The following is a 12,904-nucleotide window of genomic DNA, read 5'->3' as shown; positions in this document are numbered from 1 at the left end:
TGAACCGGCCTGCATAGAACCTGGCATCCGCCGACTGCGTCACGGCGCTGCGGTCGCGGCCAGCCAATCGGCCATTGCCTGCGCCCCGAAAGGTGCGCAGGGTGCGGCGGGAGGCCAGGCGGTGCCGGAGGGTGACGGTGTTGCAGACGGCGGCATGCAGAGAGACGAAGCGCTGCGCCTCACTCGTACACGGCGTCGCGCGGGCCGGTATCTCCCAACGCCATCTTGACGAAGGCGTCAGCCGTCAGGTCTGCGTCGAGCAGCGCGCCATGGTGGGCGAAGCGATCGCTCCGGTCGAGCCACAGCCGATCGCACAGCGCATCGAGCGAGCCTGAAGCCCCGGGGAAGACCGCGTGCGACATCTCCTTGGTACAGATGAACCGGTCCGCCGGGAACGTGTCGGCACCCCATGCGGCGCGTCCGCAGCGCGCGAACTCGTAGTTCAGGAAGTCCATCTCGTTCTCATAGGCATGCGCCACCAGAAGATCCTCGCCAAGGAAGGCGAGAAGCGCGTCGGCCACCTCGGGAAAGCGGGGCGCCGCCTTCAGGTCGGCTGGCTTGATGCCGTGCACCTTGATGGCGTCGGGATGGAGAGGGGCGTCGGGGTTGACCCGCGACTCCCAGCTGCCCGCTTTCCTCCAGCCATCGCCCTCACGGAAGAGTTCGAGACACCCGATCTCGATGATGATGCCGGGCTGACGCAGGCCCTTGGGCGCCTTGCGGATGTCCTGGAGGCTCGGCAGGCGCCGTCCGGTCGTCTCGATGTCGATCGCGACCAGCCGGTCACGTCCTTCCCATGGCTGCATGCTCATTGAGATCCCATCTTTCATCGGTGGAGCCACCTGTGGCACGGATGTGAAACAGGGACAACGCTCCGTCACGCCGCCCAGAGTAGCATGGCGAGAGCGCCGGCCGCCGATCGGCGGCACCACGGTCATAAGTGGCCGGCCCATACCGCCGAAGCTCTTGATTCCGACAGGTCGGGATCAAGAGTCGCTGGTCTATGGCATGATGGCCGCGCCATGACCGGCGCGACCACTGGCGAGCAAGGAGTATCGCTGTGAAAATTCCCGGCCCCGAGCATCCCATCACGATAAACCCCAACCCGAATCGGATCCGTGTCGTCTTCGCCGGCCGGGTCGTCGCCGACACGGCACGCGCCCTGACGCTGACGGAGGCGAAGTTGCCCGTGGTCCACTATATTCCCCGCGCGGATGCCGACATGACGGCCTTCGAGCGCACGGCGCACACGACGCATTGCCCTTACAAAGGCGATGCCACTTACTACAGCCTGCGCGTGGGCGATCGCGTCGCGGTCAACGCTGTCTGGACCTACGAGACTCCCTATCCTGCCGTGGCCGCCATCCGCGAACATTTGGCGTTTTATCCGGAACGCGTCGATAGCATCGAAGAGCACGCGGCCACATAGCGGCAGCCGGCGGAAGAATCGCTTTCCGCAAAGTCGGCCCGGTCAGTGCCAGCTTCTGTCCGGACCGTGTTGGCCGCCGCTCCGCACCGGCCCGTATGGCCCGGCTACAAACATGTTCTCAAACGCGATTGTCCTGATCACGCGCCGTCGTCTCGCTGCGTCGGCTGACGTTCCTCCGTCTGCAGGATATGGTCGGCGGTCAGCCGGCGCAGCGCGTCGGCGTCGCCGGCCGCGATGGCCTCGACCATGTGGAAATGTTCGCGGTTCGACTGCTCGATGCGCGCGCGTGTCTTCCACTGGGTGACCGGCGCCGACGGGCCGCGTCCCCGCAATTCCCAGACGATGTTGATCAGCTCGCGGTTCGACCCCAGCGCCAGCAGCTTGGCGTGGAAGGCGATGTTGGCCTCGTAAAGGTCCAGCAGCGTTCCCTCCAGGATGAGGTCGGCGAAGCGCTGCGCGAGCGCACGAAGCGCCGCGATGTCGGCGGCGGTCGCATTGGCGACGACGCTGCCTGCCGCCGCCGTCTCCAGGATCAGCCGGACTTCGCGCACCTCCTCGGCCTGTCGGTTGTCGGGGGTATGGACGTGATAACCCCGGTTCGGCACATGCCGCACCAGCCGCTTGAGCGCGAGCTGGTCGAGCGCGCGCCTCACCTCCATCCGTTTGGCCTCGTAGCGGGTCTCCAGGTCGATCTGCTTCAGCCACATTCCCGGCGCGAAGACGCCGGCCTGGATGTCGCGCGCCATGCGGTCGACGAGGTTGCCGGAGGCAGGATCCGCTTTGACGCTCATGGGACGCAGGTGACCTCGCATTCTGTCTGAACCATCGCTCCGGCGGCGCCGAAGACGGCACCGGAGCCGGCGCGCCGTATCGTAAGGCGGCCCCGCGCAGGCGGCAACGGATGTCCGGGGATTTCCCCCTCCGCCGGAATCCGCTCGCCACCTCCTTCCATCCGGACCGGCGGAACGCTGTGCCCACCGATCATCGGAAAAACGGAATTGCCCCCTTGCCAACGCGCCGGCAATGTGTAACCAATTTTGGCGCCAATTTCTATACCAATTGGAACCGCGATGACTCTCCTCGACGCGCCCCCGGGCGGTCCCGCCGGTGCCAAGGCCGGTGCCGATGCCGAAATCGGCGCCCCGCAGGACCGCGGCCGGCAAATCTACGACCTCGGCCACACCACGGTGTTCGCCAGCCGGCACGATCCGCGCTTTTCCTACTGCCTCTACGTTCCGCCGCCGGTCGAGGGCGCCGCTCCGGACCTGGCGGTGGTGATGCACGGGACCGGCCGCGCCTTCATGGCCTACCGCGACGCCTTCGCCGACTTCGGCCGCTGGAACAACTGCGCCATCCTCTGCCCGCTGTTCCCGGTGGGGGTGCGCGGCGACGGCAACCGCGACGGCTTCAAGTACATGCAGGAAGCCGACATCCGGTACGACGAGGTGCTGCTGTCCATCGTCGACGAGGTCGGGGAGCGCTATGGCTTCGACGTGTCCCGTTTCGCCCTGTTCGGCTATTCCGGCGGCGGGCATTTCGCCAACCGCTTCTTCCTGCTGCGGCCGCAGCGGCTGTGGGCCGTCTCCATCGGCGCGCCGGGATCGGTGACGCTGCTCGACCCGACGCGCGACTGGTGGGTCGGCGTGCGCGACATGAAGGCGCGCTTCGGCATCGAGGTCGATCCCGCGGCCATGGCGTCGGTTCCGGTCCAGATGGTGGTCGGCGCCGCCGATCTGGAGACCTGGGAGATCACCCACCGCGAGGGCGGCCGTCATTGGATGCCCGGCGCCAACGACGCCGGCCGCACCCGGCCGGAGCGGCTCGACAGCCTGCGCCGCTCCTTCGAGGCCGCCGGCATGCGGGTCCGCTTCGATCTGGTCCCCAACGTCCCGCATGACGGCAACAAGGTGGTCGGCCATGTCCAGGACTTCTTCGCCGACATGCTGAAGCGCCGCCGCGCGGCCAGGGGCTGAGAGGGGGGGCCGATCATGGTGGCAGAGCGGATCGGGGAGGCGATGATCGTCGCCCCCCAGCCCGAGGCGGCGGAAGCCGGGGCGGAGGTGCTGGAGCGCGGCGGCAACGCCGTCGACGCGGCCATCGCCTGCGCCTTCGTCCAGGGGGTCGTCGATCCCCAGATGTCGGGCATCGGCGGCTTCGGTTCGATGCAGGTCTACATGCCGGGACGCGGCGTCCACGACATCCTGGAATTCTACGCCCGCGCCCCGCTCGCCGCCCGGCCTGACATGTGGACCGACCTGCTGCTCGGCCAGACGCGCGACGGCTTCGGCTTCCTGCTCGAAGGCGGCATCAGCGAGATCGGCCATCTCGCCGTCTGCACGCCGGGCAGCCTGAAGGGCTATGCCGAGGCGCTCGGCCGCTACGGGACCTTCGACTGGGCCGACGTGATGGCCCCGGCCATCGCCCAGGCCAGGCGCGGCTTCATGGTCCGGCCCCATGTCCACTGGTACTGGTCGCTCGACCAGAGCGGCAGCGGCGAGGTCGACACCATCGACAAGCTGCGCCACAGCCGCACCGGCCGGGACATCTATTTCCGGCCCGACGGCACGGTGAAGCGCCCCGGCGATCTCGTCCTCAACCCCGACCTGACGCGGACGCTGGAGCGGATCGCGGCGGGCGGACCCGACCTGTTCTACCGCGGCGAGATCGCGGAGGAGATCGCCGCCGACATGGCGGTGCATGGCGGGCTGATCGGCCTGGACGATCTCGCCGCCTACGAGGTTTCGACCGCGGCGCCGGTCTGGGGCGAGTATCGCGGGCACCGCATCTCGACCAGCCCGCCGCCGGCCAGCGGCTTCCCGATGCTCCAGCTTCTCCACATCCTGGAGAATTTCGACATCGGCGCGCTGGAGCATGGCTCGGCCGAGCATGTCCGCTTGCTTGCCGAGGCGATGAAGCGGATGACGGTGGACAAGGACAGGCACATGGGCGACCCGGCCTATGTGGAGGTCCCGGTGGACCGGCTGATCGCCAAGGATTATTGCGGGGCGCTGGCCGAGGACATCCGCGCCGGCAACCGCGCCGAGGTGTCGCGGCTCGACAAATCCAGCCGCGACACCACGCACATCTCGGTGGTGGACGCCCAGGGCAATGCCGTCGCCCTGACGCACACGCTGGGCAGCCCGTCGGGCGCCATTACCGACGGTCTCGGCTTCATGTACAACGGGACCATGGCCCGCTTCGACCCGCGGCCGGGGCGCGCCGGCTCCATCGCGCCGGGCAAGCGGCGCGCCAGCTCCGCGGCGCCGACCATCGTCTTCAAGGGCGACCGGCCCTTCGTCGTGATGGGGGCGCCGGGCGGCAGCTACATCGCCCCGGCGATGGCGCAGGGGATCATGAACGTGATCGACTTCGGCATGCCGATGCTGGAGGCGGTCAGCGCCCCGCGCGTCATGGCGGTCTCCAACACCATCGACGTGTCGAACCGCATCCGCCGCTCGGTCACCGATGCGCTGGCGGAGCAGGGTTATGCGGTGAAGCGGTCGTGGCAGAGCTACGCCTTCGCCGCCCTGCACGGCATCCGCATCGACGGCGGGGTCTGCAGCGGTGGCGCCGATCCGCAGCGGGACGGCATGGCGATCCGCGTGCGTCCGCCGGCCGGGCCATCCGGGCCGGCGGCAGGTGGTTCCTAGCCTTTACGCGCCGGCCGGCAAACAGGCCGGCGTTCAACGACAATGACGCATGAACAGAGGGGTAGGTCGATGACGAGGTTCCTGGCAGCCCTGTTGGGCACGGCGCTGGCGGCTGGAGCGGCGACCGCCTCCGCCCAGAGCATCACCGTCGCGCTGAACGCCGACATCCGCAGCACCAATCCGGGCGTGAACCGGGACGACAACACCGATGCCGTCGTCCTGCACATGGTCGAGGGGCTGGTGGGCTACCGCGCCAACGGCTCCGTCGCACCGCTGCTTGCGGAATCGGTCGAGCGGTCGGACGACGGCAAGACCTACAGCTTCCGCCTGCGCCAGGGCGTGACCTTCCACAACGGCGCTCCGCTGACGTCGGCGGACGTGCTGTGGAGCTGGAACCGCTATATGGATCCGAAGACGGACTGGCGCTGCCGCTCCGACTTCGACGGGCGGAACGGCCTGAAGGTCGAGAAGGTCGAGGCGCCGGACGACCGCACCGTCACCATGACGCTCGATCATGCCAGCGCGCTGTTCCTCGACGCCCTCGCCCGCACCGATTGCGGCGGTACCGCCATCCTCCACAAGGACTCGCTGAAGCCCGACGGCAGCTGGGACAAGCCGGTCGGCACCGGTCCCTTCCGCTTCGGTGAATGGCGCCGCGGCGAGTATGTGACCGTCGCCCGCTTCGACGGTTACCAGTCGCCGCCGGGCGACAAGCCCGACGGCATGGTCGGGGCCAAGCGCACGGCGCTCGCCTCGGTGAAGTTCCTGGTGGTTCCCGATGCCTCCACGGCCAAGGCGGCGCTGGCCTCCGGCGCGGTGGACGTGGCACAGGTGCTGGAAACCGACGTGCCGGAGCTGAACAAGACCAAGACGGTCGAGGCCGGCTTCTACCCGTCCACCACCAAGCACACCTTCCTGTTCCAGACGCGCGACCCGCTGCTCGGCAATGTCAAGCTGCGTCAGGCGATCGCCGCCTCGCTCGACATCCCGCAGCTGGTGGCCGCCGTGACGAATGGCGAAGGCAAGCCGAACAATTCCGGCGTTGCCGTCACCTCCGCCTACTACGACGCCGTCCAGGCCAAGGGCTACACCTACGACCCGGCCAAGGCGAAGGCGCTGCTCAAGGAGGCCGGCTACAAGGGCGAGCCCATTAAAATCATCGCCAACAAGCGCGTCCATGTCCCCAGCTTCAACGCCGCGGTGATCGCCCAGGCGATGATGCAGGCGGTCGGCATCAACGCCCAGATCGAAGTGCTGGAATGGGTGACGCAGCTCGACCGCTACAACACCGGCAATTACCAGATGATGTCCTTCTCCTATTCCGGGCGCCTCGACCCGGCGCTGAGCTATGAGCAGTTCTCGGGCCCGAAGGACAGCCAGCCGCGCAAGATCTGGGACGATCCCGCGGTCCAGGACCTGATCACGAAGGTGTCCACCATCTCCGACGAGGCGCAGCGCCAGGCGATCTTCGATGAGCTGCACAAGCGGCAGATGGAGGCGACTCCGCTGATCATCTTCTCCAACGGTCAGGAAGCCTGGGCCCACACCAAGCGTGTCCAGGGAGCCGACCCGTGGGAAGGCAAGGCTCGCGTCTGGGGCGCCAGGGTGGTCGGGAACTGATCGTCCGCGCATGGGTGAGGTCGCGGGATCCCCGGTAGCAGGGTCCCGCCGCGGAGAGGAGACGGGCGTGCTGCATTTCGTGTTCAAACGGATCGCCATGGCGGTGCCGACGCTGCTGATCATGGCGGTGACGGTCTTCGTGCTGATCCGCCTCATACCGGGCGATCCCGCCGCACTGATGCTCGGCGATCTCGCGACCCCGGCCAGCCTCGCCGACCTGCATGAGCGGCTGGGCCTCGACCAGAGCCTGCCGGTCCAGTTCGGCATCTGGTTCGGCAACATGCTGCACGGCGACCTCGGCATATCCATCACCTCCAACCAGCCGGTCCTGCCGCTGGTGCTCGACCGCTTCTGGATCAGCGCGCGTGTCGTTCTCATCGCCGTGCTGCTGGCCAGCCTGTTCGCGGTGCCGGCCGGCATGATCGCCGCGTGGCGCCAGAACACCGGCACCGACCTGTTCCTGGTCGGAACGGCGACGCTGCTCTATTCGATCCCGACCTTCTGGCTCGGCCTGCTGCTGCTGCTCTTCCTCGGCCTGCAGCTCAACTGGCTTCCCGTCGTCGGCTACGTGTCCTTCTCCGAGGATCCGGGAGCGGCGCTGCTCTACATCGTCATGCCGGTGATGACCCTGTTCCTGCACGAGATGGGGGTGCTGATCCGCATGTCCCGCGCCAGCACGCTGGAGGTGCTGCGTCTCGACTACATCACCCATGCCCGCGCCAAGGGGCTGTCCGAATCCGCCGTGCTGTGGCGGCATGCCTTCAAGAACGCCTTCGGGCCGACCTGGACGCTGATCGGGCTGGTGCTCGGCAACCTGCTGGGCGGCATCGCGGTGGTCGAGACGGTCTTCACAATTCCGGGGCTCGGCCGTCTGCTCGTCGACGCGATCTTCGCGCGCGACTATCCGGTCATCCAGGGCTGCCTGCTGTTCGTCGCCTTCGTCTACGTGGCCGTGAACCTCGTGGTCGATCTGCTCTATCCGCTCTTCGATCCCAGGGTGACCGCGGAATGAAACGGCTTTCCCTCAACGTCGTCCTCGGCGGCGCGATCATCGGCACGGTCGTCGTCGGGGCGGTGCTGGGCGCGGTCTGGACTCCCTACGACCCGCTCAAGATCGATTTCGTCGGCCGGCTGGCTCCGCCGGGGGCTTCCCACTGGCTGGGCACAGACGAGTTCGGCCGCGACGTGCTGAGCCGCCTGATGGCGGCGGCGGCGACCAGCATGCTGATCAGCCTGTCCACGGTCGCGGCGGCCGGCCTGCTCGGCACCGCGGTCGGCCTGGTCTCCGGCTATCTGCGCGGCTGGACCGACCGCATCCTGATGGCGTTCAACGACGCCCTTCTGGCCTTTCCGGCGATCCTGCTGGCGCTCGGCCTGCTGACGGTGGCCGGCGCCAACAGCTATGGGATCATCGTCGCCCTCGGCCTCGCCTACACGCCCTCGGTCGCCCGCATCGTGCGCGGCACGGTGCTGTCGCTGCGCGAGCGCGAGTTCGTCGAGGCCTCGCGCGTGATGGGGAATTCGGAACTCTACACCGTCCTGCGCCACATCCTGCCGAACTGCGTCGGGCCGATGATCGTGCTGGCCACCTCGATGTTCGGCTGGGTTCTGCTGGCCGAAAGCGCGCTCAGCTTCCTTGGGCTGGGCGTGCCGCCGCCGGCGCCGACCTGGGGGAACATGCTGGCGGCAAGCCGGCCCTTCATCGCCCAGGCGGTCTGGCTCGCCATCTTCCCCGGCTTCTGCATCTCCCTGACCCTGCTCGGCATCAACCTGCTGGGCGACGCGCTGCGCGACAGGCTCGATCCGCGCATGAGAGGGGCCTCCTGACATGACCGACATCGTTTCCTCCGGCGCCCTTCTCGACGTGGAGGCTCTGAGCCTCAGCGTCGCGGCCACCGGTACGGAGGTCGTCCGCGGCGTCAGCTTCGCGGTGGCGCCGGGCGAGATCGTCGGCATCGTCGGCGAATCCGGCAGCGGCAAGACGCTGGCCGTGCGTTCCATCATGGCGCTCCAGCCGCCGGCGATCCGCCGCACCGCCGGCACCATCCGCTTCGAGGGCCGCGACCTCGCCGGCTTGTCGGCGAAGGAGCTGCGCGACCTGCGTGGCGGCCGCATCGGCATGGTCTTCCAGGAGCCGATGACCTCGCTCAACCCGTCGATGACCATCGGGCGGCAGCTGGAGGAGGGGCTGGCCGTGCACCAGCGCACGCTGTCCGCCGACGGACGGCGCGCCCTGGTGCTCGACATGCTGCGGCGGGTCGGCATCGCCGATCCCGACGGGGCGCTGGCCGCCTACCCGCACCAGTTCTCGGGCGGCATGCGCCAGCGGATCATGCTGGCCTCGGTCATGCTCCTCCAGCCGGCGCTGCTGATCGCCGATGAGCCGACGACGGCGCTCGACGCCGTGGTTCAGCGCGACGTTCTCGAGCTGATGGTCGGGCTGACGCGGGCGCACGGGACCGCGGTGCTGATGATCAGCCACGACCTGTCGATGGTCGCGCGCTACACCGACCGCATCATCGTCATGCGCAGGGGCGAGATCGTCGAGCAGGGGCGCAGCGACGAGCTGCTGCGCGCGCCGCAACACCCCTACACCCGGGCACTTCTGTCGGCGATGCCGCGCCGCTTGCCCGCGCGGCCCATTCCGCCCGCCGCGACGCCGATCATCGAGGTCCGGGACCTCGTCGTCGAGTATGGCGGCCGCCGCGGCCTGTTCCGCAAGGAAGCGGGCAAGCGCGCGCTGCACGGCCTGTCCCTGTCGATCATGCCGCGGGAGGTGGTGGCCCTGGTCGGCGGCTCTGGCTCGGGCAAGACGACGCTGGGCCGCGCCATCGCCGGGCTGCTGCCCTCCAGCGGCGGGACCATCCGCTATGCCGGCCGGCCGATCGGGGCGGGCGGCCCGGGATGGGCCGTTTACCGCCGCAACTGCCAGATGGTCTTCCAGGACCCCTATTCCTCGCTCGACCCGCGAATGACCATCGGCGCGCTGGTCGGCGAGGCCCTGCGCACCGTGCCAGCCATGGGCCGGGGCGAGAAGGCCGACCGGGTGGCAGAGGTGCTGTCGGAAGTCGGCCTCGCCGGACCTTTTGCCGACCGCTATCCGCACGAGCTGTCAGGCGGCCAGCGCCAGCGCGTCGCCATCGCCCGCGCGGTGGTCCGCCGTCCGGCTTTCGTGATCGCCGACGAGCCGGTCTCCGCCCTCGACGTGACGGTGCGCGCCCAGGTGCTGGAGCTGTTCGCCGATCTCCAGGCGCGGCACGGCTTTTCCTGCCTGTTCATCAGCCATGACCTCGGTGTGGTCGAACAGATCGCCGACCGCGTCGTTGTCATGCAGGACGGCCGCATCGTCGAACAGGGAGACCGCGACACCGTCTTCGATCATCCGTCCCACGCCTACACGCGGCGGCTGCTCTCCGCCATTCCGGCGCTGGCGCCGACGGGCGAGGGGGGCGTGCGGCTCAAATGGCGGTTCGACGACGTGGCTCCGGAGCCCGTGCCGTCCTGACGGACGGGCCGGAAACGGACCGCGGCACCGTCACCGCCCAGGCCCGGTTGCTGAGGTCGTTCCGACCGCCGATGTCCGCTGCCGCGTCAGCGGGCCGGTTCGAAGCGGATCGGCTGCGCGCCCTGCCACAGGGTGCGCTTGCCGAGTTCCGCCAGATTCTCCAGCCCGTCGGTGATGGTGATGAAGTGGTTGCCGGCGAGCTGGCCCATCTTGCTGGAGAACTGGACGCCGCCATAGGCCAGCAGGATCTCGGTCTCGCTGATGCCGCCCGGATAGAGGATGAACTGGCCCGGCGCCGGGTGGCTGGTGTGGTTCTCGTAGCCGAGGCCGAAATCGGTGTCGCCCAGCGGAATCCACACCCCTTCGCCGCTCCAGCGGACATGGACGATCTGGCCCTCGTAGGGCAGCAGGCTGCGGAACTTGGCGCAGGTCTTCGGCGCGGCGGCCGTCTCGAAACGGGCGCCGAAGGTGAAGGGGCCGGCGGTGATGGTCAGGGCGTCCATGGTCGGTGATCCTCGCGTCTGAAATTCAGGAAAGGGCAGTCGTCTCTTCAGTCGGCGCCGACCTTCGGCCGTGCCAGATCCGGCGTGTCGCAGCGCAGGAAGGCGCCGCGGCCGGGTTGGGCCACGCAGGCGCCGCCCTCCACCACCACCTCGCCGCGCGACAGCACGGTCTCCGGCCAGCCGGTCACCTCCAGCCCCTCGTAGGGGGTGTAGTCGACATTGTGGTGCAGCATGGCGTTGGTGATGGTCACCTTGCGGTCCGGATCGTAGATGACGATGTCGGCATCGGCGCCGATGGCGAGGCTGCCCTTGCGCGGGTGCAGGCCGTACATCTTGGCCGGGTTGGTCGACGACAGCTCGACGAAGCGCTGGAGGCTGATGCGGCCCTTTTTCACTCCTTCGGAGAACAGGATCGGCAGCCGCGTCTCGATGCCCGGCACGCCGTTGGGGATCCAGTTGAAGGGCGTGTCGGCGCCGTGCAGCATCTTGCCCTTGGGGTCCTGATAGCGGAAGGGCGCATGGTCGGACGAGACGATGTGGAAGGTGCCGCCCGCCAGCGCGTCCCAGACCGCCGCCTGGTTGGCCTTGTCGCGCGGCGGCGGCGAGCAGATGCACTTGGCCCCCTCCATGCCGTGGCCGTGCAGGTCGTGCTCGGTCAGCACCATGTATTGCGGGCAGGTCTCGGCGTAGATGCGCATGCCGCGGCCCTGCGCCCAGTGGATCTGCTCGATGGCCTCGCGGCCCGAGACATGGACGATCAGGATCGGCACATCGGCCAGTTCGGCCATGGCGATGGCGCGGTGGGTCGCCTCGCGCTCCACCAGCATCGGCCGGGAATCGGCGTGGTAGCGTGGTGCTGTGTGGCCGGCGGCGAGCAGCCTGTCGGTCAGCCAGCCGATGAAGTCGGCGTTCTCGGCATGGATCATCGCCATGGCGCCGTCGCGCCGGGCGACGCTGAGCAGTTCCAGCACCTGCCGGTCGTTCAGCTTCATGTCGTCATAGGTCATGTAGATCTTGAACGACGTGTAGCCGTCATGGATCAGCGCCGGCAGGTCCTGGCCGAGCAGCTGGTCGGTCGGGTCGCTGACGATGAGGTGGAAGGCGTAGTCGATCACCGCCTTGCCGTCGGCCCGGCGGTGGTAGTCGGTCACCGCGTCGCGCAGCGACTGGCCCTTGAACTGGCAGGCGAAGGGGATGACCGTCGTGGTGCCGCCGCAGGCAGCCGAGCGGGTGCCGGTCTCGAAATCGTCGGCCGACTGCGAGCCGTCGCTGGTCGGCTGATCGAGGTGGCAATGGCCGTCGACGCCGCCGGGCATCACCAGCCGGCCGGCCGCATCGATCTCGCGGGTGCCGGGTCCCAGCCCGGCGCCGATGGCGGCGATGCGGCCGCCGATCACGCCGAGGTCGGCGGCGAACACGTCGGACGCGGTGGCCAGCGTGCCGTTGCGGATTACGGTGTCGAACTGCGGCATGGAACTCTCCCTCGGTCCCGAAGGACGGGTCTTGCGGTTGCCGGGATCACGGAAAAGCGGAATTACAAAAAATAGCCGCCCGGATTGGCCTCGGCGGCGATGGCGCGGCGGGCGTCGTCCTGGAGGTTGCGCAGATGCGCCAGCATGGCGGCCTTGGCGGCGGCGGCGTCGCGCCGCTCCACCGCGTCCAGCACCGCCCGGTGCTCCGTGTCGATCTCGCCCTTGCGGTGGAAGCTGCTGGAGATGCGGAACAGCCGGGCGACCACCCGCATGCGGGTGATGGTCTCGGCCAGCGTCGCGTTGCCGCTGACGCGGGCGAAGAAGCTGTGGAAATGGTTGTCGTAGAGCCAGTGCTGCATGTCGTCCTCGCCGCCTTCCAGCGCGTCGAGCCCGCGCCGCAGCTCGGCCAGATCGGCGTCGCCGACCAGCGGAACCGCGGTTTCGATGGCGTGGCATTCCAGCAGCTCGCGCATCTGCATGCATTCGAAGAACTCGCGGGCCGAGACGATGCGGACGCGGTAGCTGCGCTCGCTGGTGCGCTCCAGCAGCCCCTCGCCGACCAGCCGGACCAGCGCCTCGCGCATCGGCGTGCGCGACACGTTCAGCCGCTCGGCCAGCCGTCCCTCCGGCACCTCGGCGCCGCCGGGGATCTCGCGGCTGAGGATCAGCTCGCGCAGGTGCCCGAAGGCGCGGTCGCCGAGGTTGGCGGTCCGGGAGGAGGGCGG

General features: G+C 68.8%; 12 protein-coding genes. 7 read left to right on the top strand and 5 right to left on the bottom strand.

Annotation, left to right across the window (positions count from 1 at the left end):
* Window positions 1-179: 179 nt before the first annotated feature.
* Window positions 180-812 (bottom strand): 3'-5' exonuclease, encoded by a 633-nt coding sequence (locus GBZ48_RS23255; RefSeq protein ID WP_174473180.1) that lies wholly within the window; start codon window positions 810-812, stop codon window positions 180-182.
* Between the two features lie 248 nt (window positions 813-1,060).
* On the opposite strand from GBZ48_RS23255, the gene GBZ48_RS23250 reads away from it, so the two are divergent.
* Entirely contained in the window at window positions 1,061-1,429 is a 369-nt protein-coding gene (locus GBZ48_RS23250) for a DUF427 domain-containing protein (protein ID WP_174473179.1), read from the top strand.
* Between the two features lie 137 nt (window positions 1,430-1,566).
* Here GBZ48_RS23250 and GBZ48_RS23245 read toward each other — a convergent pair whose 3' ends face one another.
* The gene (locus tag GBZ48_RS23245; protein WP_209798283.1) at window positions 1,567-2,220 is read right to left on the bottom strand and encodes a GntR family transcriptional regulator; all 654 of its coding nucleotides are present in this window, start codon (window positions 2,218-2,220) and stop codon (window positions 1,567-1,569) included.
* A gap of 279 nt (window positions 2,221-2,499) precedes the next feature.
* Between GBZ48_RS23245 and GBZ48_RS23240 the strand changes: the two genes are divergently transcribed.
* The 6 genes from GBZ48_RS23240 (at window position 2,500) to GBZ48_RS23215 (ending at window position 10,204) form a co-directional block, all read left to right on the top strand.
* Entirely contained in the window at window positions 2,500-3,402 is a 903-nt protein-coding gene (locus tag GBZ48_RS23240; RefSeq protein ID WP_174473178.1) for an alpha/beta hydrolase family protein, read from the top strand.
* A 15-nt stretch (window positions 3,403-3,417) separates the two neighbouring features.
* Window positions 3,418-5,079 carry a gamma-glutamyltransferase gene (gene ggt, locus GBZ48_RS23235; RefSeq protein ID WP_246307405.1) on the top strand — a complete coding sequence of 554 codons (1,662 nt, stop codon included), beginning with the start codon at window positions 3,418-3,420 and terminating at the stop codon, window positions 5,077-5,079.
* A gap of 69 nt (window positions 5,080-5,148) precedes the next feature.
* Window positions 5,149-6,699 carry an ABC transporter substrate-binding protein gene (locus tag GBZ48_RS23230; protein WP_174473177.1) on the top strand — a complete coding sequence of 517 codons (1,551 nt, stop codon included), beginning with the start codon at window positions 5,149-5,151 and terminating at the stop codon, window positions 6,697-6,699.
* Between the two features lie 67 nt (window positions 6,700-6,766).
* Window positions 6,767-7,711: an ABC transporter permease subunit gene (locus GBZ48_RS23225; protein WP_174473176.1), complete on the top strand. Its 945-nt coding sequence runs from the start codon at window positions 6,767-6,769 to the stop codon at window positions 7,709-7,711.
* Window positions 7,708-8,526, top strand: a complete 819-nt coding sequence (locus GBZ48_RS23220; protein WP_174473175.1) for an ABC transporter permease — start codon at window positions 7,708-7,710, stop codon at window positions 8,524-8,526. Before GBZ48_RS23225 ends, GBZ48_RS23220 begins: the two co-directional genes overlap by 4 nt.
* Window position 8,527: 1 nt before the next feature.
* Complete coding sequence (locus GBZ48_RS23215; protein WP_174473174.1) at window positions 8,528-10,204, top strand: ABC transporter ATP-binding protein; 1,677 nt, start codon at window positions 8,528-8,530, stop codon at window positions 10,202-10,204.
* Window positions 10,205-10,290: 86 nt separating this feature from the next.
* On the opposite strand, the gene GBZ48_RS23210 is transcribed toward GBZ48_RS23215, so the two are convergent.
* The 3 genes from GBZ48_RS23210 to GBZ48_RS23200 form a co-directional block, all read right to left on the bottom strand.
* Entirely contained in the window at window positions 10,291-10,707 is a 417-nt protein-coding gene (locus GBZ48_RS23210; protein WP_174473173.1) for a DUF3830 family protein, read from the bottom strand.
* 47 nt (window positions 10,708-10,754) lie between these two features.
* Window positions 10,755-12,179: a dihydropyrimidinase gene (gene hydA / locus GBZ48_RS23205; protein ID WP_174473172.1), complete on the bottom strand. Its 1,425-nt coding sequence runs from the start codon at window positions 12,177-12,179 to the stop codon at window positions 10,755-10,757.
* Between the two features lie 62 nt (window positions 12,180-12,241).
* Window positions 12,242-12,904 (bottom strand): GntR family transcriptional regulator (locus GBZ48_RS23200; protein ID WP_174473171.1); only part of this gene is annotated, 663 nt, incomplete at its 5' end.

Origin of the sequence: Azospirillum melinis (assembly GCF_013340935.1) — a bacterium.
Classification (GTDB): Bacteria; Pseudomonadota; Alphaproteobacteria; order Azospirillales; family Azospirillaceae; genus Azospirillum; species Azospirillum melinis.
This window is presented reverse-complemented; position numbering and strand designations above follow the sequence as displayed.